Origin of the sequence: Streptomyces sp. NPDC047014, assembly GCF_040644195.1 — a bacterium.
In the GTDB taxonomy this organism is placed as follows: Bacteria; Actinomycetota; Actinomycetes; order Streptomycetales; family Streptomycetaceae; genus Streptomyces.
Genome location: NZ_JBEYVX010000002.1, coordinates 38,212 through 58,788 on the forward strand (window position 1 = coordinate 38,212; position 20,577 = coordinate 58,788).

Sequence of the window (20,577 nt, forward strand, 5' to 3'; positions counted from 1 at the left end):
CGCCAGGCGTCGCGGCGCGCGATGCGCAGGGCCGCCACCCAGGAGTGGTACCGGCCGTGGAGCGGGGAGGTCACTGGGCGGCCGCCTGCCCGGAGAGCAGGGAGTCGGCGTGGCTGCGCAGGGTCTCGTCGACGACGCTGCCGTCGCGGAGGAAGACCACGCGGTCGGCCCAGGCGGCGAACCGCGGTTCGTGCGTGACGAGGACCCCGGCCGCCCCGGCGTCGCAGCGCGAGCGCAGCAGGGCGAGCACGGACTCGCCGGTCTCGGAGTCGAGGGCGCCGGTGGGCTCGTCGGCGAGGACGAGGCGGCGGTCGCCGACGAGGGCGCGGGCGATGGCGACGCGCTGCTGCTGGCCGCCGGACATCTCGTCGGGGAAGCGGTCGGCGAGGACGCCGAGGTTCATCTCCGTCAGCGCCGCGAGGGCCGCGGCGCGGGCCTTGCGGGCGGAGGTGCCGTCCAGCTCCAGCGGCAGGGCCACGTTCTCGGCGGCGGTGAGCGCCGGGATCAGGTTGTAGTCCTGGAAGACGTAGCCGATGCTGCGGCGGCGCAGCGCGGCCAGCTGCTTGCGGCTCGCGGTGGTGATGTCGGTGCCCTCGACGAGCACCCGGCCGCTGCTGGGGGTGTCGAGGCCGCCCGCGAGGGTGAGCAGGGTGGACTTGCCGGAGCCGGAGGGCCCCATGACGGCGACGAGTTCGCCGGGGTGCACGGAGAGGTCGATCCCGCGCAGGGCGTGCACCTCGGTGGCGCCGCTGCCGTGGGTGCGGACGAGCCGCTCCAGTCGCAGGACGGGTTGCCGGGTCGGGTGCTGGGGCTGATGAGGCATGAGGGGTCCCCCCTGGAACGGTGGTTCAGCTCCGCCGCGCGCGGGCGGTGCGCGGCGGGGTGGAAGTGGTCGGGGCCTGGGGCGCTTCGGTGGTGCCGGCTCTCCGGTCGGCCGGCAGGGAGAGCCGTACGAGCCGGGCCTCGCAGTGGTCGAGCCAGCGGGCCTCGGCCTCGGTCTGGAAGATGAGCTGCTCCAGGACGAGCAGCCAGGCCACGTCGTCGCGCTCGCGGGACTGCCCGCTCTCGACGGCGGCGAGGGCCGTGGCCTTGAGCCGGGTGTAGTCCTGCATGGCGCGGATGGTGGCGTGCCGCTGGGACTGGATGACGGCGCGGATGTCCACGCCGGGGGCGCCCACGGCCATGGCGAGCTTGATCGACAGCTCGTCGCGGGGCGGGTTGGCCCGGTCGACCGGGCGCTCGTACCAGGCGCGCAGTTCGGTGCGGCCGGTGTCGGTGATGGCGTACAGGGTGTGGCCGGCGGCGTCCTCGCCGTCGGGGGCGACGAGACCGTCGCGTTCGAGGCGGGCGAGGGTCGTGTAGACCTGCCCGACGTTGAGGGGCCAGGTGGAGCCCGTGCGGGATTCGAACTCGGTACGCAGCTGGGAGCCGTACCGAGGTCCCCGTTCCAGCAGGGCGAGCAGGCCGTGGCGGATCGACATACTCGGTATGTATACCGAGTATGTTCGAGCCGGGCAACCATCCCGCGGCGTACGCCGCAGGGGGGATACGGGGTCCGGCGCGGCTCAGGCGCCCCGGCGCAGCCGCACGCCCAGATAGCCCAGCCCGAGCCCCATCAGGGCGCATCCGGTGCCCAGCGGCAGTATGTGCGCGGCCAGATCGGCGGCCCGGTCGTTCGGCGCGGTGCCCAGCGCGGTGTCCTCCGCACTCGCCGACGGGACGGGCGCCGCGACGGTCGGCCGCGGGGTCGGGACCGGGGGCGGCGGTGTGGGCTCGGTGCGCGGGCGCGCGGGGAGCAGCGGCCGGGAGGCCACCGTCAGCTCCGGGTTCGCGGGCTCCCCCGCGGGCCGTCCGGGCCGCTCCCGGCCCGCCCCGGCGGCGCTGCCCGCCAGGGCCTCGCCGTCGTACCCGGCGCCGCCCCCGGAGCCCGCCGCCGGTGTGGGGGCCGGAGCGGAGCGGGCGGGCCCGAGGGGGCCGGCGTAGGCGGAGGCGGCGGGGAGCAGCGCGACGGAGGCGAGGGCGGCGCAGGCCAGCCAGCGGGACGGTCGCAAGCCTTGGATCACGGGGAGCCCCTCCCGTCCCTGGGGTGCCCCGGAGAGGATCCGGGGGTCGAGCCGGCTGACGCGTCCAGCAGAGATGGGCTCAGATTTACATAGTGGGGCAAAAGCGGCATCCCGGACGCCCTCCAAGGGTGTCCGGGATGCCGGTGTGTCGTCCGGGCGGGGCGGGGCCGTCAGGGCGCGACCTGCCCGGGTGGTGCTCCTACTCGGGGTTGCCGGTGGACACGGTCAGCGTGTACTCCGTGCCCTCCTTGCCGATCTTCTCGCCCGCGGCCGGGGACTGGCTGAGCACGGTGTCCTTGCCGTACACCGCCTCGTCCTTCGGGACGATCGTGTACTTGCCGCCGGACGCCTGGATGCACTCCTTCACGGAGAGCAGGTTCTTGTACTTGAGGTCCGGCGCCGAGTACTTGCCGGCCTCGCTGTAGTGCTTCACCGGATCCGTGCACTTCTTCGGGTCGATGGTGCGCGTCAGGTCCGGCCCCTTGAACCCGGGCTTCGCGGAGGCGGTCGCCGCCGTGGAGGCGCCCGGGTCGGCCGCCTTGTCCTTGGTGTCGTCGCCGTTGGACGCGATCGCCGCGATCAGACCGCCCACCGCCAGCAGGGCCACCACGATCGCGCCGATGACCACCGGGTTGTTCCGCTTCCCGCCGCCGCCCGCCGCGCCGGAGCCGGCCGAGGCGTTCGCGGGGGAGATCGTGTACGGCGGCGGGGTCGGCGGCGCGTACTGCTGCTGGGGCTGCGGATAGGCGTAGCCGCCCTGCCCGTGCTGCTGCGGGGCGGGCGTGGGCGCGTACCCGGCCGGGGTCGGGGTGTGCGCCGACGGGTACGGCTGCTGCACACCGTGCGGGGGCGAGGTGAAGCCGGAGTCCACCGGCGGGAACACGGCCGAGCTCACGCCCGCGCCGCTGCTCAGGGGCCCCTGGCCCGGCACGATGACCGGCGCGCCGGTCTGCCCGGAGCCCAGCACCCGCGCCACCTCGTCGCCCATGGCGGCGGCCGTGGGGAAGCGCTCGTTCGGGTTCTTCTTGAGCGCCCGCGCCACCAGCGCGTCCATCGCCGGGGTCACCGCCCGGTTGACGGAGGACGGAGCCACCGGCTCCTCCTGCACATGGGCGTAGGCGATGGCCAGCGGCGAGTCCGCGTCGAAGGGGATCCGCCCGGTCAGCAGCTGGAAGAGCATGATGCCGACGGAGTAGAGGTCGGAGCGGGCGTCGACGCCGCGGCCGAGGGCCTGCTCGGGCGAGAGGTACTGCGGGGTGCCGACGACCATGCCGGTCTGCGTCATCGAGGTGACCCCCGACTGCATGGCGCGGGCGATGCCGAAGTCCATCACCTTGACCACGCCGCGCTTGTTCACCATCACGTTGCCGGGCTTGATGTCGCGGTGGACCAGCCCCATCTCGTGGCTGGTCTCCAGGGCGGCCAGTACGTCGGCCGTCATCTTGAGCGCCTTGTCGGCGGGCATCGCGCCGTACTGGCGGATGTCCTCCTCCAGCACCGAGCCGAGCGGCCGGCCCTCCACGTACTCCATGACGATGTACGGCATCACGGCGCCGTCGCCGGGGCGGCCGTCGAAGGCCACCTCGCCCTCGCCGGTGTCGAAGACCGACACGATGTTCGTGTGCGACAGTTTGGCAACAGCCTGCGCCTCACGGCGGAACCGCTCCCGGAAGGACTGTTCCCGGCCGAGATCGCTGTGCAGGGTCTTGATGGCCACCTGCCGGTCGAGCGCGGAGTCGTACGCCAGGTACACGGAGGCCATGCCACCGGCCCCCAGCAAGTCCCGTAGCTGGTAACGGCCACCGGCCAGAGAGCCGCCTGCGTACTGGCCCTGAGTGCCGTCCTGGCTCATGACTGTTGCTTCCCCTCGGGCTGTGTCCAGGCGCCTCCGGCCGGGCGCATGTGGCGCCCAGTCTGCCCCAGGGCAAGCACACGTCAAGCCAGGTGCCCGTTCCGTGACCACACGTGCACAGGGTGGCCTTGTCCGAACGGTGACCGGTTCCGAGGCTGTAGCGTTCACCGGAGCACAAAGAAAAGGACTACCGCTGAGCGGCGGCCGAGAGAGACGACGGCGAGGACTGATGGCACCCGAACCCGAGGGAAACGGCGCCGGGATGACCGATGGTCCTGAGCACTGGGGCGACGGTGGCCTGGTGGGCGACGGCCGTTACCGGCTGACGCACCGGCTGGGCCGCGGCGGCATGGCGGAGGTCTTCGCCGCCGAGGACGTGCGGCTGGGCCGCACCGTCGCCGTGAAGCTGCTGCGCGCGGACCTGGCCGAGGACCCGGTGTCCAAGGCCCGCTTCACCCGCGAGGCGCAGTCCGTCGCCGGGCTCAACCACCACGCCGTCGTCGCCGTGTACGACTCCGGCGAGGACAAGGTCGGCCCGAACACCGTCCCGTACATCGTCATGGAGCTGGTCGAGGGCCGCACCATCCGCGACCTGCTGATCAGCGCCGAGGCCCCGGGCCCCGAGCAGGCGCTCATCATCACCTCGGGCGTGCTCGAAGCCCTCGCGTACTCGCACCAGCACGGCATCGTGCACCGCGACATCAAGCCCGCGAACGTCATCATCACGGACGCCGGCGCCGTCAAGGTGATGGACTTCGGCATCGCCCGCGCCCTGCACGGCGCGCAGTCCACGATGACCCAGACCGGCATGGTGATGGGCACCCCGCAGTACCTCTCACCCGAGCAGGCCCTCGGCAAGGCCGTCGACCACCGCTCCGACCTCTACGCCACCGGCTGCCTGCTGTACGAACTGCTCGCGCTGCGGCCCCCGTTCACCGGCGAGACCCCGCTCTCGGTGGTCTACCAGCACGTCCAGGACGCCCCCGTGCCGCCCTCGCAGCTGCCGGAGGGCCAGCACATCCCGCAGGAGCTGGACGGGCTCGTCATGCGGGCCCTGGCCAAGGACCCGGACGACCGCTTCCAGAGCGCGGAGGAGATGCGCGGGCTGGTCCAGTACGCGCTCCAGATGCTGCACGACCAGGGCCCGAACACCGGCACCTGGAACACCGGCCCGGTCACCATGGCCCTCCCGCACGGCCGGGGCGGCGCCGCCCCGACCACGGCGATGCCGGTGGGCGGGACCGGCGGCCAGCAGGGCTACTCCGCGCACGCGTCCACCAGCCAGTTCCAGGCGCCGATGGTGCCCGCGCTGAACCCGGACGACGGCTCGGCCTTCCCCGGCGGCCCGGCCGGCCGGGGCAACGGCTACGACGGCTACGAGAGCTACGACGACCGGGGCGGCAGCCGCTGGAAGATGTGGCTCTTCGCGGTGCTCGCGATCGTCGCGATCGCGGGCGGCGTGGCCTACGCGGTGAGCAGCGTGGGCGGCGGCGGAGGCGGCGACCAGAAGCAGACTCCGGGGGTCACCCAGCCCCCGGCCAGCGCCAAGCCGAGCTCGGCCGACTCCCCGAACCCGCAGCAGTCGCACCAGACCTCGGACAACACGCCGTCCAACCCGGACACCCAGCCGACGGCCACCCGCACCCGCACGCAGAGCGCCAACCCGACCCCGACCGCGACGGCCACCGCCACGCAGTCCCCGACGCCGACGGCCACCAAGAGCGCCACGGCGACCGCCACGGCGACGCCCACCAAGAGCGCGCCGCCGACGGCGACCCCGCCCACGAAGTCGGCTCCCCCGCCGGCTCCCGACAGCGCGGAGTGAATGCGTCAGATGTACGAGGAGGGGCCCGGCGGAAGTAATTCCGCCGGGCCCCTCCTTCGTACTCCTCGGACCCGGAGCGCACCCCGCGGGGAGAATTCCCTCAGCGCTTCTCGGCCTGGAGCCGGGCCACGTAGGCGGCGGCCTGGGAGCGGCGCTCCATGCCCAGTTTCGACAGCAGGCTGGAGACATAGTTCTTGATCGTCTTTTCGGCCAGGTGCAGCCGCTCACCGATCACGCGGTTGGTCAGCCCCTCGCCGATCAGGTCGAGGATCTTGCGCTCCTGCTCGGTCAGGTTGGCCAGCCGGTCGTCGCCCCGGCCCTTGTTGCCGTCCCGCAGCCGCTCCAGTACGCGGGCGGTGGCCACCGGGTCCAGCAGGGACTTCCCGGCGGCGACGTCACGCACCGCGCTCAGCAGCTCGTTGCCGCGGATCGCCTTGAGCACATAGCCCGAGGCGCCCGCCATGATCGCGTCGAACAGGGCCTCGTCGTCCGCGAAGGAGGTCAGCATCAGGCATTTGATGCCCTCGTCCTGCGAGCGGACCTCGCGGCACACCTCCACGCCGCTGCCGTCCGGCAGGCGCACGTCCAGCACGGCGACGTCCGGGCGGGTGGCCGGGATCCGGACCAGGGCGTCCGCGGCGGTACCCGCCTCGCCGACGATCTCGATGTCCTCTTCGACCGACAAGAGCTCGTGGACGCCCCGACGCACCACTTCGTGATCGTCCAGGAGGAATACCTTGATTTTTCCGTCTTCGCGCACGACGTCAGTTTCACACACTCACCCCTTCCCTGCCGGAGTTACCCGGGATAACGTGCCGTTGTTCCCGGCCCCTGCAAGGCTGTGACCAGTGGTTGTTCCCGTCCCGGCGGATTTACTTGGAAATCCAAGCAAAAACGCAGGTCAAACGGGGTTTCGCAGTTATGCGGGGCACTGGGTAACGTGCATTGCGCAGGGCACTCGCCGGGACGCCTGTCACGCCTGAATCCCGACTGCGACGCGCACCCACCCCGTGCGCTCGTCACGGACGCAGGTGAGCCGCACTGGACCCCGGAGAACCCGGGTGCCGGACCGACGGAGGAGCACAAGTGACCGTGGAGAGCACTGCCGCGCGCAAGCCGCGACGCAGCAGCGGCACCAAGCGGGCGGCAGGTGCGGCGAGCGCCGCCAAGCCCGCCGCTGCCACCGCGCAGACGCAGGACGCCGAACCTCAGCTCGTACAGCTGCTGACGCCCGAAGGTGACCGCGTCGACAGCGCGGAGAGCGCCGAGTTCGCCGCCTTCGTCGCCGACATCACCACCGATGACCTGCGCGGGCTCTACCGCGACATGGTCATGACCCGCCGCTTCGACGGCGAGGCGACCGCCCTCCAGCGCCAGGGCGAGCTGGGCCTGTGGGCCTCGCTCCTCGGGCAGGAGGCCGCGCAGATCGGCTCCGGCCGCGCCCTGAACGACGCGGACTACGTCTTCCCGACCTACCGCGAGCACGGCGTGGCCTGGTGCCGCGGCGTCGACCCGACGAACCTGCTCGGGATGTTCCGCGGTGTGAACCACGGCGGCTGGGACCCCAACAGCAACAACTTCCACCTGTACACGATCGTCATCGGCTCGCAGACGCTGCACGCCACCGGCTACGCCATGGGCGTGGCCAAGGACGGCGCCGACGCGGCCGTCATCGCCTACTTCGGCGACGGCGCGTCCAGCCAGGGCGACGTGATGGAAGCCTTCAACTTCTCCGCGGTCTACAACTCCCCCGTGGTGTTCTTCTGCCAGAACAACCAGTGGGCGATCTCCGAGCCCACCGAGCGCCAGATGCGCGTACCGCTCTACCAGCGCGCCCAGGGCTTCGGCTTCCCCGGCGTCCGCGTCGACGGCAACGACGTCCTGGCCTGCCTGGCCGTGACCCGCTGGGCCCTGGACCGGGCGCGCCGCGGCGAGGGCCCGACCCTGGTCGAGGCGTTCACGTACCGTATGGGCGCGCACACCACCTCCGACGACCCGACGAAGTACCGGCGGGACGAGGAGACGGCGGCCTGGGAGTCCAAGGACCCGATCCAGCGCCTCAAGACGTACCTGCTGGCTTCCGGCGGCGCCGACGAGGCGTTCTTCACGGAGCTGGAGGCCGAGAGCGAGGCCATGGGCAAGCGCGTGCGCGAGGCCGTGCGCGCCATGCCCGACCCGGACACCATGGCGATCTTCGAGAACGTCTACGCGGACGGGCACGCGCTCGTCGACGAGGAGCGCGCGCAGTTCGCTGCCTACCTCGCGTCCTTCGAGCCGGCCGAGGAGGGTCACTGATGGCTGTCGAGAAGATGTCGGTCGCGAAGGCGCTCAACGAGTCGCTGCGCAAGGCCCTGGAGCAGGACCCGAAGGTCCTGATCATGGGTGAGGACGTCGGCAAGCTGGGCGGTGTCTTCCGTATCACCGACGGCCTGCAGAAGGACTTCGGCGAGGAGCGGGTCATCGACACCCCGCTCGCCGAGTCGGGCATCGTCGGCACGGCCATCGGCCTGGCCCTGCGCGGTTACCGGCCCGTCGTGGAGATCCAGTTCGACGGCTTCGTGTTCCCGGCGTACGACCAGATCGTCACGCAGCTCGCGAAGATGCACGCCCGCGCGCTGGGCAAGGTCAAGATGCCCGTCGTCGTGCGCATCCCCTACGGCGGTGCCATCGGCGCGGTCGAGCACCACTCGGAGTCCCCGGAGACGCTGTTCGCGCATGTCGCGGGCCTCAAGGTGGTCTCCCCCTCGAACGCGAGCGACGCCTACTGGATGCTCCAGCAGGCCATCCTCAGCGACGACCCGGTGATCTTCTTCGAGCCGAAGCGCCGCTACTGGGACAAGGGCGAGGTCGACACCGAGGCCATCCCGGGCGAGCTGCACAAGGCGCGCGTGGCCCGCGAGGGCTCCGACCTCACCCTGGCCGCCTACGGCCCGATGGTGAAGGTCTGCCTGGAGGCGGCGGCCGCGGCCGCCGAGGAGGGCAAGTCGGTGGAGGTCGTCGACCTGCGCTCGATGTCCCCGGTCGACTTCGACGGGATCCAGGCGTCGGTGGAGAAGACCCGCCGGCTCGTGGTGGTCCACGAGGCGCCGGTCTTCCTCGGCGTGGGCTCCGAGATCGCCGCCCGCATCACGGAGCGGTGCTTCTACCACCTGGAGGCGCCGGTGCTGCGTGTGGGCGGCTTCCACGCCCCCTACCCGCCGGCCCGCCTGGAGGACGAGTACCTGCCCGGCCTGGACCGGGTGCTCGACGCCGTCGACCGCTCGCTGGCGTACTGAGGAGCCACGTTCCATGACCATCCGCGAATTCAAGATGCCCGACGTGGGCGAGGGCCTCACCGAGGCCGAGATCCTCAAGTGGTTCGTCCAGCCGGGTGACACCGTCACCGACGGGCAGGTCGTCTGCGAGGTCGAGACGGCCAAGGCCGCCGTCGAGCTGCCGATCCCCTTCGACGGCACCGTGCACGCGCTGCTCTTCGAGGAGGGCACCACGGTCGACGTCGGCCAGGTGATCATCTCGGTGCGGACCGCGGGCGCCGCCGCCGAGGCCCCGGCCCAGGAGGCGGGCTCGCCCGTCGCCGCGGCCGCCCCGGAGGCTCCGGCGGCCGAGGAGCCCGCCGCCGAGGCCCGCCAGCCCGTGCTGGTCGGCTACGGCGTCTCCACCGCCTCCACCAAGCGCCGCCCGCGCAAGGCCACGGCGGGCACGGCCGCGCAGAACGGCACGGCCGCCGCGGCCCCGGCCGCGCCGGTGCTGCCCGCCGTCCCGGCGCAGCCGGCCGGGGAGCGGCCGCTGGCGAAGCCGCCGGTGCGCAAGCTCGCCAAGGACCTCGGCATCGACCTGGCCTCCGTGGTCGCCACCGGCGACGGTGGGGTCGTGACCCGGGAGGACGTCCACGCGGCGGCCGCCGCGGCGATCGCCCCGCAGGCCGTCCCGGCGGCGGTGCCCACGGCTCCCGCCCCGGCTCCGGCGGCCGCGCCCGTCGCGGCGGTGGCCGCGGCGGTGGCGGACCCGGCGGCGCGGGAGACCCGTATCCCGGTCAAGGGGGTCCGCAAGGTCACCGCCCAGGCCATGGTCGGCTCGGCCTTCACCGCCCCGCACGTCACCGAGTTCATCACCCTCGACGTGACCCGGACGATGAAGCTGGTCCAGGAGCTCAAGGAGGACCCGGACCTCGCCGGTCTGCGGATCAACCCGCTGCTCCTGATCGCCAAGGCCGTCCTGGTGGCCATCCGCCGCAACCCGGACGTCAACGCGTCCTGGGACGAGGCGGCCCAGGAGATCGTGCTCAAGCACTACGTGAACCTGGGCATCGCGGCGGCCACCCCGCGCGGGCTGATCGTCCCGAACATCAAGGACGCTCACGCCAAGACCCTGGGCGAGCTGTCGGAGTCGCTGTCCTCGCTGGTCGCCACGGCCCGCGACGGCAAGACCTCCCCGGCGGACATGCAGAACGGCACCGTCACCATCACCAACGTCGGCGTCTTCGGCGTCGACACCGGTACGCCGATCCTGAACCCGGGCGAGTCCGCGATCCTCGCGGTCGGCGCGATCAAGCTCCAGCCGTGGGTCCACAAGGGCAAGGTCAAGCCGCGCCAGGTCACCACCCTGGCGCTGTCCTTCGACCACCGCCTGATCGACGGCGAGCTCGGCTCGAAGTTCCTCGCCGACATCGCGGCGGTCCTGGAACACCCGCGCCGCCTGGTCACCTGGGCCTGACGTCCCCCCGCACCACCACCGGTGGCCGGCCTCCCCGCGGGGGGCCGGCCACCGCCGTGTTCCCGGCCCGAGGGGTACCCTGCCGCCGGGGAAGGGGGGCGGGGTGTCCATCGCCGAGCTGCAGGTGTACTCCGTCGAGGAGGCCGATGTCACGGGCGGCGTGTGCGTGGTGCGCTGCGTCGGCGGGGTGGCCCGCGCCGGGCAGGTGTACGCCGCCGGGGAGTCCCGGATGGGCCTGCGCCGCATCGAGCGCTACGGCCGGGCCGTCCGCTGCTTCGACGCCGGGCACACCGCCCGCGTCCACCTCACGGGGGCCATGGTCGCGCTGCTCTCCCGCGGGCAGGTGCTGACCTCGGTGCCGCCCGCCGGGCACACCCTGGCCGATCTGGAGGCATGGCTGGCCACCGGGCCGCCGCTGGACGACGAACCGCAGCCGCGGACCCTGCGCGTGCTGGCCGGGGTGCGGATGCGCGACGACCGCCTCCCGGAGGCGATCCGGCTGCGCTGGGGCCGGGTGGCGCTGGCCGCCGCCGAGCGCTGCGCGCGCGCCGAGGGCACGCCCGATCTGCTGCGGGCGCCCGAACTGGCCCGCGTACAGGTGTACTTGATCGAACGCTTCGGGCCGGGCCGGGGCGGTGACCCGGTGGCCCTGTGCCGGGAGCTGCTGGCCCTGATCGACCTCACCCCGGAGCAGGCGGCGGCCCAGGCCGGCGCCTGGCGCGACCTGCCCCACCACCGCATCCGGCACCTGCGCCGGCTCAAGGCGCTCGTCCCGTGGCTGACCGCCCTGCGCCCCCACCTCGCGCACGAGGCCGCGCTCACGGCGGCGGTCGACGCCTGGACCCGGACCGGGCCGCGGCTGCCGTAGGGGCCGGAGCGTCACTTCCACCGGAGCGTCACTTCCAGGGGATGTGCAGCCAGGGGCTCGCCGGGTCGGTGGTCAGGGTGACGTGGGCGGCGAGGGCGCCGGTGTACCAGGTGCCGAACTCCTCCTCGTCGAAGTGCAGGCAGCGCCCGAGCACGTACCCGGCGGAGAAGTCCGCCCACGAGCGGTACACGCCGCGCGCCGCGTCCCCGGCGCGCAGGACGGCCGTCTCCGCCTCCTGGAGGGTGCCGTAGCGGCAGCCGACGCCCCAGCGGGCCATCTGGGAGGCCCGGCCGAGGTCCCAGCCCTCCACGGAGCGCACCCAGCCGTCCTCGGGCAGCAGCCCGTCGGCCCGGAAGCGCTGCTCGTAGCGGGCGATCCGGCCGATGAGCCGTCCGACCCCGGCGATCTCCCCCTCCACCTCGGCGGCGGGGCGCGGCCGGGCGGCGGTGACCCCGTCCGGGGTGAGCTGCGGCTCGGCGGCGCGCTCGGCGTTGCGGCGCAGCGTGGCCTCGGCGGTGTGCCGCCAGTGCTCGGTGTCCACCGGGCCCGCGAAGTCGGAGGCCAGCGCCCGGCGCACGCGCAGGGCGAACTCCCAGACGGGGCTGACCATCTCGGCGTTCAGCAGGGTCTCCAGGGTGGAGAGCCAGTCGGCGCGGTCGGTGATGCTCCAGCTCTTCGCGACCCGGCGGCGCTCGTGCCGGTAGCCGCCGCCGTGGTAGGCGAGGGCGTTCCAGAACTCGCCGTTCGTGACGGCGAGATGGCCGCCGACGGCCAGCCCGTGCGCGATGTCCCCGTGCAGCGGGCCGCCGGTGAAGAGGGCGTGCACCCGGCCGTCGGGCAGCCCGTAGGAGGGCGCGGCGTCGGCGTGCGCCCGCCAGCGGGCCAGGTCGGCGGGGGTGGTGGTGAGGTACGCCTCGGCGGGGGAGCCCGGGTTCACGGCGAGGAAGGCCGGATCACCGGCCGCCCACACGGTGGAGAACCAGCCCAGGCTGCGGGACTCGAAGACGGTCTCGGGGGTGGGGGCGGGCAGCATGCCGGCGGTGTGCACGACCAGCATGCGGTCCGGGGTGGCGTGGAAGAACACCGAGTCGGGGTGCGCGTCGGACTGGGCGCGGTGCTGCCCGAGGTAGAGCGGGGTGCGGGCCAGGACGTCGAAGTACGCGGCCCAGTCGCCGGCGGTCTTCGCCTCGTACAGCTCTCTCTCGATGACGCTCGGCGCGCTCCAGGTCCCGGTCCCCATACCGGGACCCTAATACGGGCGTTGGGGCCGCTCCGCCCCGGGCCGCCCGCCCCCGCCCGGGGGCTCGCGGGCGGGCGCCGTCCGGCGCCCCCTCGTGCCCCCGCGCGACCGCGCGGACCCCCTTGACGCCCCCCGGCGCCCGGGGCACGCTCGCGGGTCCCGAATCTCCATCCGCACGGTCGCAGCCGGGGGGCCGCATGCCGCAGGAAACCGTTCAGTCGGCGGGGGAGCTGCGCGCGCGGCTCCTCGCGCGGGGGGCGCGATGGTCGGTGCTGGAGCACCTGGCCGACGAGGAGCCCCTGCCGCGGCCCTCGCTCGGCCTGGAGCCCGGGGCGGATCTGACCCGGGCCGAGGAGGCCGGCCGGGTCGATCTGCGGGGGATCATCGGGCACCCGAGCGGCAACCCGCACCTCACCCGCCGCCGGGCCGCCCACGGCCTGCTGGCGGACGCGCCCGGGGCCGCCCCGGTGGCCGGTGCCCGGCCCGCCGCGGTGGACTGGCGCGAGCGCTGGGGCTGGCCGTGGATCACCAAGGTGAAGGACCAGAACCCGTGCGGTTCCTGCTGGGCCTTCGGCGCGGCGGGCCTGGTGGAGTCCATGGCCCGCATCGAGCACGACGTCTGGGCGGAGCGCTCCGAGGGGGACGTCCACGACGGGCTGCGCTACACCTGCGGGCAGGGCAGCAACCCGGAGACCGCGCTCGACTGGATCCGGGGCAACGGCGGGCTCGCCGACCCGGACTGCTGGCCGTACAGCACCCCGCCCGACGGGCTGCCCGCCGCCCGCCGCGACGCCTGGCGGGCCGAGTACACCCCCAGCTGGGACCGCTCCGGGCGCACCGTCCGGATCCCCGAGCACGTCCGGCTCGGCGATGTGGAGCAGCAGAAGGTCTGGCTGGACACCGTCGGCCCGCTGACCGCCTGCTTCGACGTGTACGAGGACTTCTTCGGCCTGGGCTCCGGGGTGTACCACCGCACCAGCGACCGGCTCGCGGGCGGCCACTGCGTGCTGGTCGTCGGCTACGACGACGCGGCGGGCTGCTGGCTGTTCAAGAACTCCTGGGGGACGGGCTACCACGTCGGCGGCTACGGCCGGATCGCCTACGGCGAGGTGAACATCGACCACTGGGCCAAGTGCGGGCTGCGCGGCACCAACCCCGATCCGTGGACCAAGCGCCGCCTGCACACCGGCAACGTCTACGAGAGCGGCAACGGCCGCGCCCACCGCAACTTCGAGCTGCTGGCCACCACCACGGGCGACCGCCTCCAGCACTGGTGGCGCGAGGGCGATCCGCCGTACGGCTGGTCGCGGGCGGAGGTCTTCGCCGCCGACGCCTCCGGCCAGCCCGCCTTCACCGGCACCACCTACAACCGGAACATGGAGTCCCTGCACGTCACCCCGGGCGGCCGGCTGCGCCACTGGTACTACGAGCAGTCGGCCGCCGTCTGGCGCGACGGCGGCGTCTTCGGGCCGGGCGACGCGGCCGTGGGCTCCACCCCGGCGTTCATCCAGAGCGACTACGGCAAGCCCGGAAACTTCGAGGTGGTCGTGCGCACCACCGACGGCCGGCTGAACCACTGGTGGCGGATCAACGGCGCCCCCTGGACCTGGAACGACGGCGGCCGCTTCGCCTCCGGCATCGCCCACTACGGCCCGGCCCTGGTGCAGACCCGCGCCCGCCACCTGGACCTCGTCGCCACCCGTACCGACGGCCGGATGCAGCTCTGGTGGCGCGACGACCCGAACGGCTTCGTCTGGCGCGCCGGGGAGGTCTTCGGCAGCGGTACGCCCGCCACCTCCGCGCCCTGCCTGATCGAGGGCCAGTACGGGGCCGCCGACGAGGACACCGCCGGGAACTACGAGCTGTGCGTGGCGGTGGCCGGCGGGCAGGTGGAGCACTGGTGGCGGGGCAACGCGGGCGGCTCCCCCTGGCGGCGCGGCGCGGTCTTCGGCCATGACGTCGCCTCGGTCACCGGGATGCTCCAGGGCAGTTTCGGGTTCAACCTGGAAGTCGTCGTACTGCGCACCGACCGCCGGCTCCAGCACTACTGGCGGGACGGCGCGGGCTGGCACGAGGGGCCGGTGATCGGCCCCGTCGGAGAGGACCGGGCGGGCACGTGGAGGTACGGAGCGTCGTGCTGAGCCCCGGTGAGCCGTACGAGCTGCGGCTCACCGGGCGCGGGGCGCGCGGGTACGTGTGGACCTGGCGGGTGACCGGCGACGCGGACCTCGTGGCGGTGACCGAGGCCGCCGGGACGGCCGGGGCGGGCCCGCCGGGCTCGGCGGTGGAGCTGACCTACGTGGTCCGGGCCCGGCCCCCGGGCGGGGGACGGGCCAGGATCCGCTTCGCGCAGGTCAGGCCGCCCTACCCGGAGGAGGCCCCGTACGACGAGTTCGTGCTGGACGTGGAGGTCACCGGCGGCGCGGGCTGAGGACCGCGTGCTGGAGGGCCTCCAGCGGACCGCGCCCGAAGCGGCGCAGCCAGAGCCAGGACCCGGCGGCAAGAACCACGCCGACCCCGGCCCACAGGCCCATCACCCACCAGGGGCCGTCGCCCGCGAACCGCGCGGCGAGGCCGAGCCCGAAGCCGTAGCAGAGCAGGACGCAAACCAGGTTCTGGGCGACGTAGCAGGACAGGGCGGTGCGGCCGACGGAGCCGAGGGCGGCGGTCGCGAAGCCGGGCAGCCACCGGCGGTCCAGGGCGATGCCGAGCAGGCCGAGGTAGCCGAGGGCGAACAGCGGGGCGGCGCCGTAGCGGCCCAGCAGGTAGAAGTCCTCGCCGCCGAGGGTGGTCGCGGCGTTCAGCGGCAGCCCGAGGCCCAGCCCCCAGGCGGCCAGCCGGGCCCGGATCCGGCGGCCGCCGGCGCCGTCGGTGAAGGCGCCCGCGCGGTACAGCCGGACCCCGAGCAGGAAGAGGAACACCAGCAGGCCGAAGGAGAGGACCGGCTCGATGCGCAGGACCGCGGCGTTCTCCAGGCGGAAGGAGATCTGCTCCGCCCAGCTCCCCCGGGCGTACAGCTCCACCGCCGCCGGACCGGGGGCCCGCGGCGGGCTGTCGGGGCGGCCCGCCGAGCCCAGGGTGAGCAGCCCGATCAGGGCCAGGTGCAGCCCGCCGGCGGTCCACATCGCGACCTGCCGCACCCGCGCGGAGCGGGCCAGCAGCCAGGCGACGAGCAGCGCGGTGACGGCGTACCCCATGAGCACGTCCCAGGCGAAGACGAGCACGAAGTGCACCGTGCCCTCCAGGAACAGGAAGGCGGCGCGGCGCGGGTACCGGCCGGGCCAGGGGCTGCCGCGGCGGGCGGCGGAGTCGTACTGGATGGCCAGGCCCACCCCGAACAGCACGGTCAGCAGGGCCAGGAACTTGCCGTCCGCGAGGAAGCGGAAGACGGTCTCCGCGAGGCGCGCGGGGGAGGGGCCGGAGAGGACGTCGGGCGCGGCCAGGGAGCCCTGGAGCACGCCCCACTCGGAGCCGGGCGAGGTGAAGATCCATACGTTGGTCATGAGCGTGCCGAGGATCGCGGCACCGCGCAGGAGGTCCAGGAGGGGCAGCCGGGTGGCCGTGCGGGCCACCGGGGTGAGGGTGTCGGCCATGCCCTCCAGCCTTCCGGCGGCCGGGGCCGTCCACGTCCTGCGGGCGGACGAAGCCCCTCTGCATCCTTCGATGCACGGCCGCCGGACGCGGGGAGGAGGGCGGGGCCTCGGTCCACATCCCGGACGTGCCTGCCGCCCGTAGCGCTGTTGTATCTATGCTGTGTACATGCCCGCCGCCACCAGCATCCTGACCGCCGCCGACCGCGTCTACCGGCATGTGAAGGACGGCGTGCTCGACCGTCGCTACGAGGGCGGCACCCTGCTCACCGAGGGCGAACTCGCCGAAGCCGTGGGGGTGTCCCGGACGCCGGTGCGCGAGGCGCTGCTGCGGCTGGAGACCGAGGGGCTGCTCAAGCTGTACCCGAAGAAGGGCGCGCTGGTCCTGCCGGTCTCCGCGCAGGAGATCGACGACGTGCTCGAAACCCGGCTGCTGGTCGAGGAGTTCACCGTCCGCCGGGCCGTACCGACCCCACCGGGCCTGCTCGACCGGCTCACCGCCCTGCTCGACGAGCAGCGCCGGCACGCCGACGCGGGCGACCTCGCCGCCATGATGGCCGCCGACCGCGGCTTCCACGCCGAGATCGTGCGCCACGCCGGCAACCAGATCCTCTGCCGCCTCTACGACCAGCTCCGCGACCGGCAGCTGCGGATGGGCGTCGCCCTGCTGCACGCCCACCCCGACCGGCTGGAGCGCACCCTCGTGGAGCACGCCGAGATCCTGGCCGCGCTGCGCGCCGGGGACGTGGAGACGGCCGCCGCCGCCGTCCGCGGCCATATCGGCCGGGTCGACGCGCTGCTGCGGGGGCCGGGCCGGTGACCGCCCCCGCCCCCGTTCCCGACCCCGCCCCCGTTCCCGCCCCGGCGTCCGTTCCCGACCCGGCGCCCGTTCCCGCCCCGGCGTCCGGACCGCGCGGCTCCGGGCTCCCGCAGGACCCGCCCGGCGGGGCGCGCGCCTTCGCCGTCTGGGGCATCGGCGTCGCCGTCTACTTCGTCGCGGTGATCTTCCGTACCAGCCTCGGCGTGGCCGGACTCGAAGCCGCCGACCGCTTCCACGTGGGCGCCTCGGCGCTGGCGGCCTTCTCCCTGCTCCAGCTCCTCGTCTACGCCGGCATGCAGATACCCGTGGGCCTCATGGTGGACCGCCTCGGCACCAAGAAGGTCCTCACCCTGGGCGCCGTGCTCTTCACCGCCGGACAGCTCGGCTTCGCCCTCTCCCCCTCCTACGGGATGGCGCTCGCCGCGCGGGCCCTGCTCGGCTGCGGCGACGCCATGACCTTCATCGCCGTCCTGCGCCTCGGCACCCGCTGGTTCCCCGCCCGGCGCGGCCCGCTGACGGCCCAGCTGGCCGGACTCGCGGGCATGGCCGGCAACCTCGTCTCCACCCTCGTCCTCGCCCCCGTCCTGCACGGCGTGGGCTGGACGGCCGCCTTCGCCGGGAGCGCGGTGGCCGGACTGGTGGTGCTGGTCCCGCTGGTGCTCTTCCTGCGGGACGGCCCCGAGGGGTACGAGCCCCCGCGCACGCCCCCGCCGTCCGGCGCCGGGGCCCCGGACGGCTTCGTGCGCTTCGTCCGCCGCCAGATCCGCGCCTCCTGGAGCGAGCCGGGCACCCGGCTCGGCCTGTGGGTGCACTTCACCACGCAGTTCCCGGCGATGGTCTTCCTGCTGCTGTGGGGCATGCCCTTCCTGGTGGAGGCGCAGGGCCTGTCCCGGGGCACCGCGGGCGCGCTGCTGACGCTGGTCGTCTGCTCGCACATGACGCTCGGCCTGGTCTACGGCCAGGTCGTCGGGCGCCGCCCGGGCGCCCGGATCCCGCTGGCCCTGGGCACCGTCGCCCTCACCGCCGTCTTCTGGGGCGCGGTGCTCGCCCACCCGGGCCGGGCGCCGCTCTGGCTGCTGATCACGCTCTGCGCGGTGCTCGGCGGCTGCGGCCCGGCCTCGATGATCGGCTTCGACTTCGCCCGCCCGGCGAATCCGCCCGAGCGCCAGGGGACCGCCTCCGGGATCACCAACATGGGCGGCTTCCTCGCCTCCATGACCACACTGCTGGCGGTGGGGATCCTGCTCGACGCCACCGGCGACAACTACCGCGTCGCCCTCTCCACCGTCTTCGTGCTCCAGGCGCTCGGCGTCGCCCGGATCCTGCGCCTGCGCCCCCGCGCCCTGGAACGCGAGACGGCCCGCGCCCGCGGCACGATCCCGTCCCCGGCCGCCCCGCGGCCCGTACCGGAGGGGGCCGGGCGGGAGGCGGGCTGAGGGTCTACGGGGTCACGGCGAACTGCGTCAGGATGGCCTCCGCCAGCTGCGCGTCGCCCTCCACCTTCACCCGGTCCGCCACCGCGTGCGCCCGCACCCGGCCCGCCGCGAGCCGTACGTACGTCTCCCAGTCCAGCACCAGCGTCACCGCCGGGCCCAGCGACGGGGACTTGTCCACCGTGCCCCGGCCCTCCGCGTCCACCCGCACGGTCCGCATGAACTCCAGCTGCCCGTGCACATCGAGGACCACCGCCGAGTTCGCCGGCGCGCCCGCCCGCTTCGCCACCACCTTCGGGAGCCCCGCCAGCAGCAGGTCCCGCGCCACGTACGCCCCCGGCGAGTCCCAGTTGCCCGGCACGCCCAGCGCCCACCGCAGGTCCTGCTCGTGCACCCACACGTCGAACGCCCGCAGCCGCAGCGCCTGCTCCAGCGTCACCTGCTCACCCAGCGGCCCGCGCACCATGGCCTCCGGATCCCGCTTCTCGTTGCGCAGCTGCCGCGCCCGGCGGATGACCGTGTACTCCAGCTCCGAGGTCATCTCCGGCGCCGTGTGGTGGCGCCGTACGTCGACCTGCACCTCCATGTACCGGCTGAACTCGTCCACCACGTGCCGCAGGTCCCGTGCCACGGTGTGGATCGGCCGCGGATCGCCCAGCTGCTCGCACTCGACACCGATGATGTGGGAGACCACGTCCCGGACCGACCAGCCGGGGCACGGCGTCGCCCGGTTCCACTCGCCCTCCGTCAACGGCAGGACCAGCTCTGATATCGCCTCGATGGAGTGGGTCCACGCGTCGGCATAGGGCTGAAGGCTGGGATGCGGATGGACGGTCAACGGGACCCCTCGCGGTGCTGTTCAGTGGCGTCGTTCAGTGGCGCGTTTCGGAAGCGGTGGACTCAGTTTCCAAAACTACGCTGCTGTTGAGCACCCCGGCAGTGCTTTCGTGTGACGATTCGTAGGCCCGAGTTGACGGCTTGAATGCCAGGACGGTGGTAATGTGCGCGCCTCGCTGATCCAAATCGCAGTGAACGAGGGCGAGTCGGTGTCTTCCCGACGCGCCCGCGTGGCCGCTCTCGTACGGGAGCAGGACGGGTCCGACCTCGTCGTGCTGCCGGAGCTGTGGACCGTCGGGGCCTTCGCCTACGAGCAGTTCGAGACCGAGGCCGAACCGCTGGACGGCCCCACCTTCGAGGCCATGTCCAAGGCCGCGCGCGACGCCGGGGTCTGGCTGCACGCGGGCTCGGTGGTCGAGCGCGCCGGGGACGGCTCGCTCTACAACACCGCCCTTGTTCTCTCCCCCGAGGGCGAACTGGCCGCGAGCTACCGCAAGATCCACCGCTTCGGCTTCGACCAGGGCGAGGCGGTGCTCATGTCCGCCGGGGACTCCCTGACGACGGTGACCCTGCCCGAGCAGACCCTCGGCATCGCCACCTGCTACGACCTGCGCTTCCCCGAGCTGTTCCGGGGCCTGGTCGACGCCGGGTCCACCACGATGGTGGTCGTGGCCGGCTGGCCCGCGCGGCGGCGCGCGCACTGGACGCTGCTGAACCGGGCGCGGGCGGTGGAGGACCAGTCGTACGTCCTGGGCTGCGGCCTGGCCGGCACCCACGCGGGCGTGGAACAGGCCGGGCACAGCCTGGTGGTGGACCCGTGGGGCGAGGTCCTGGCGGAGGCGGGCCCGGGGGAGGAGGTCCTGACGGTGGACCTGGACCCGAAGAAGGTCCGCGAGACCCGCACCCAGTTCCCGGCCCTCAAGGACCGCCGCCTGGGCGTCTGACGCGCCCGCGGCTCAGACGCCCCGGCTCCACAGCAGCACCGTGAGCGCGGCCGGGACGGGGCAGGCCACCGCGCCGAGCAGCAGCATCCGCGCGGAGGAGTCCATCGCGCGCAGCGCGGGGGTGCGGGCCAGCGCGACGAGCCCGGCGGCCCCCGCCGGCAGCAGGAGCAGGCAGCCGGGCAGCCACCAGGCCGGCTCGCCGCTCCCCAGGGCCCACAGCAGCGCGACGCAGCCGATGCCGCCCACCCAGGAGACCGTGAGCGCGGTGAGCGTCCAGACCAGGACGGCGAGCGCGACGACGACGGGCCGGTGCGCGCGAGGCTGCCGCGCGGGCCGGCCCGGCCCGTACAGGGCCGCGTAGGTCTCGGGGTTCACCGGGCTTCCTTCCGTGG

19 protein-coding genes are annotated in these 20,577 nt (G+C 73.8%); 10 read left to right on the plus strand and 9 right to left on the minus strand.

All coding sequences use genetic code 11. From position 1 onward, the window contains the following. Positions 1–70: 70 nt before the first annotated feature. The 4 genes from ABZ873_RS01380 to ABZ873_RS01395 form a co-directional block, all read right to left on the minus strand. Positions 71–823 carry an ABC transporter ATP-binding protein gene (locus ABZ873_RS01380; RefSeq protein ID WP_360863698.1) on the minus strand — a complete coding sequence of 251 codons (753 nt, stop codon included), beginning with the start codon at positions 821–823 and terminating at the stop codon, positions 71–73. Between the two features lie 25 nt (positions 824–848). Continuing rightward, on the minus strand, positions 849–1,481 hold the full coding sequence (locus ABZ873_RS01385; protein WP_360863700.1) for a PadR family transcriptional regulator: 633 nt from the start codon (positions 1,479–1,481) through the stop codon (positions 849–851). Positions 1,482–1,565: 84 nt separating this feature from the next. Further along, entirely contained in the window at positions 1,566–2,063 is a 498-nt protein-coding gene (locus tag ABZ873_RS01390; RefSeq protein ID WP_360863702.1) for a hypothetical protein, read from the minus strand. Positions 2,064–2,262: 199 nt separating this feature from the next. Next, positions 2,263–3,915, minus strand: a complete 1,653-nt coding sequence (locus ABZ873_RS01395; RefSeq protein ID WP_360863704.1) for a protein kinase — start codon at positions 3,913–3,915, stop codon at positions 2,263–2,265. Between the two features lie 229 nt (positions 3,916–4,144). On the opposite strand from ABZ873_RS01395, the gene ABZ873_RS01400 reads away from it, so the two are divergent. Continuing rightward, complete coding sequence (locus ABZ873_RS01400) at positions 4,145–5,740, plus strand: protein kinase (protein WP_360863706.1); 1,596 nt, start codon at positions 4,145–4,147, stop codon at positions 5,738–5,740. A 100-nt stretch (positions 5,741–5,840) separates the two neighbouring features. On the opposite strand, the gene ABZ873_RS01405 is transcribed toward ABZ873_RS01400, so the two are convergent. After that, positions 5,841–6,500: a response regulator transcription factor gene (locus ABZ873_RS01405; protein WP_360863707.1), complete on the minus strand. Its 660-nt coding sequence runs from the start codon at positions 6,498–6,500 to the stop codon at positions 5,841–5,843. Between the two features lie 326 nt (positions 6,501–6,826). Between ABZ873_RS01405 and pdhA the strand changes: the two genes are divergently transcribed. From pdhA to ABZ873_RS01425, 4 genes are all read left to right on the plus strand, one after another. Continuing rightward, complete coding sequence (pdhA, locus tag ABZ873_RS01410; protein ID WP_360863709.1) at positions 6,827–8,035, plus strand: pyruvate dehydrogenase (acetyl-transferring) E1 component subunit alpha; 1,209 nt, start codon at positions 6,827–6,829, stop codon at positions 8,033–8,035. Continuing rightward, entirely contained in the window at positions 8,035–9,015 is a 981-nt protein-coding gene (locus ABZ873_RS01415) for an alpha-ketoacid dehydrogenase subunit beta (protein ID WP_360863711.1), read from the plus strand. The genes pdhA and ABZ873_RS01415 overlap by 1 nt, the downstream gene beginning before the upstream one ends. A 13-nt stretch (positions 9,016–9,028) precedes the next feature. Beyond that, the gene (locus tag ABZ873_RS01420; RefSeq protein ID WP_360863713.1) at positions 9,029–10,453 is read left to right on the plus strand and encodes a dihydrolipoamide acetyltransferase family protein; all 1,425 of its coding nucleotides are present in this window, start codon (positions 9,029–9,031) and stop codon (positions 10,451–10,453) included. A gap of 103 nt (positions 10,454–10,556) precedes the next feature. Next, a complete protein-coding gene (locus ABZ873_RS01425; protein WP_360863715.1) occupies positions 10,557–11,321 on the plus strand; it encodes a hypothetical protein in 765 nt (254 codons plus the stop codon). Positions 11,322–11,349: 28 nt separating this feature from the next. On the opposite strand, the gene ABZ873_RS01430 is transcribed toward ABZ873_RS01425, so the two are convergent. Then, the gene (locus ABZ873_RS01430; protein ID WP_360863717.1) at positions 11,350–12,561 is read right to left on the minus strand and encodes a DUF1266 domain-containing protein; all 1,212 of its coding nucleotides are present in this window, start codon (positions 12,559–12,561) and stop codon (positions 11,350–11,352) included. Positions 12,562–12,758: 197 nt separating this feature from the next. On the opposite strand from ABZ873_RS01430, the gene ABZ873_RS01435 reads away from it, so the two are divergent. Both ABZ873_RS01435 and ABZ873_RS01440 read left to right on the plus strand, forming a co-directional pair. Next, on the plus strand, positions 12,759–14,702 hold the full coding sequence (locus ABZ873_RS01435) for a C1 family peptidase (RefSeq protein WP_360863719.1): 1,944 nt from the start codon (positions 12,759–12,761) through the stop codon (positions 14,700–14,702). Then, positions 14,678–14,992 (plus strand): hypothetical protein, encoded by a 315-nt coding sequence (locus ABZ873_RS01440; RefSeq protein ID WP_360863721.1) that lies wholly within the window; start codon positions 14,678–14,680, stop codon positions 14,990–14,992. The genes ABZ873_RS01435 and ABZ873_RS01440 overlap by 25 nt, the downstream gene beginning before the upstream one ends. Here the strand turns inward: ABZ873_RS01440 and ABZ873_RS01445 are convergent. After that, complete coding sequence (locus ABZ873_RS01445; protein WP_360863723.1) at positions 14,973–16,154, minus strand: DUF418 domain-containing protein; 1,182 nt, start codon at positions 16,152–16,154, stop codon at positions 14,973–14,975. The genes ABZ873_RS01440 and ABZ873_RS01445 overlap by 20 nt on opposite strands. Positions 16,155–16,320: 166 nt before the next feature. Between ABZ873_RS01445 and ABZ873_RS01450 the strand changes: the two genes are divergently transcribed. Both ABZ873_RS01450 and ABZ873_RS01455 read left to right on the plus strand, forming a co-directional pair. Beyond that, positions 16,321–16,971: a GntR family transcriptional regulator gene (locus ABZ873_RS01450; protein WP_360863725.1), complete on the plus strand. Its 651-nt coding sequence runs from the start codon at positions 16,321–16,323 to the stop codon at positions 16,969–16,971. 152 nt (positions 16,972–17,123) lie between these two features. Beyond that, the gene (locus tag ABZ873_RS01455; protein ID WP_360864092.1) at positions 17,124–18,407 is read left to right on the plus strand and encodes an MFS transporter; all 1,284 of its coding nucleotides are present in this window, start codon (positions 17,124–17,126) and stop codon (positions 18,405–18,407) included. A gap of 4 nt (positions 18,408–18,411) precedes the next feature. On the opposite strand, the gene ABZ873_RS01460 is transcribed toward ABZ873_RS01455, so the two are convergent. After that, entirely contained in the window at positions 18,412–19,242 is an 831-nt protein-coding gene (locus tag ABZ873_RS01460; protein ID WP_360863727.1) for a maleylpyruvate isomerase family mycothiol-dependent enzyme, read from the minus strand. Positions 19,243–19,405: 163 nt separating this feature from the next. Between ABZ873_RS01460 and ABZ873_RS01465 the strand changes: the two genes are divergently transcribed. Next, on the plus strand, positions 19,406–20,185 hold the full coding sequence (locus ABZ873_RS01465) for a carbon-nitrogen family hydrolase (RefSeq protein ID WP_360863728.1): 780 nt from the start codon (positions 19,406–19,408) through the stop codon (positions 20,183–20,185). A 12-nt stretch (positions 20,186–20,197) separates the two neighbouring features. On the opposite strand, the gene ABZ873_RS01470 is transcribed toward ABZ873_RS01465, so the two are convergent. Then, positions 20,198–20,560, minus strand: coding sequence for a hypothetical protein (locus ABZ873_RS01470; RefSeq protein WP_360863730.1), 363 nt, complete (start codon positions 20,558–20,560; stop codon positions 20,198–20,200). Positions 20,561–20,577: the final 17 nt, after the last annotated feature.

Excerpts from the sequence above, each read along its gene's own strand:
- ABZ873_RS01380 (WP_360863698.1), bottom strand. The coding sequence starts at position 823 with ATGCCTCATCAGCCCCAGCACCCGACCCGGCAACCCGTCCTGCGACTG.
- ABZ873_RS01385 (WP_360863700.1), bottom strand. The coding sequence starts at position 1,481 with ATGTCGATCCGCCACGGCCTGCTCGCCCTGCTGGAACGGGGACCTCGG.
- ABZ873_RS01395 (WP_360863704.1), bottom strand. The coding sequence starts at position 3,915 with ATGAGCCAGGACGGCACTCAGGGCCAGTACGCAGGCGGCTCTCTGGCC.
- ABZ873_RS01400 (WP_360863706.1), top strand. The coding sequence starts at position 4,145 with ATGGCACCCGAACCCGAGGGAAACGGCGCCGGGATGACCGATGGTCCT.
- ABZ873_RS01415 (WP_360863711.1), top strand. The coding sequence starts at position 8,035 with ATGGCTGTCGAGAAGATGTCGGTCGCGAAGGCGCTCAACGAGTCGCTG.
- ABZ873_RS01420 (WP_360863713.1), top strand. The coding sequence starts at position 9,029 with ATGACCATCCGCGAATTCAAGATGCCCGACGTGGGCGAGGGCCTCACC.
- ABZ873_RS01430 (WP_360863717.1), bottom strand. The coding sequence starts at position 12,561 with ATGGGGACCGGGACCTGGAGCGCGCCGAGCGTCATCGAGAGAGAGCTG.
- ABZ873_RS01435 (WP_360863719.1), top strand. The coding sequence starts at position 12,759 with ATGCCGCAGGAAACCGTTCAGTCGGCGGGGGAGCTGCGCGCGCGGCTC.
- ABZ873_RS01445 (WP_360863723.1), bottom strand. The coding sequence starts at position 16,154 with ATGGCCGACACCCTCACCCCGGTGGCCCGCACGGCCACCCGGCTGCCC.
- ABZ873_RS01450 (WP_360863725.1), top strand. The coding sequence starts at position 16,321 with ATGCCCGCCGCCACCAGCATCCTGACCGCCGCCGACCGCGTCTACCGG.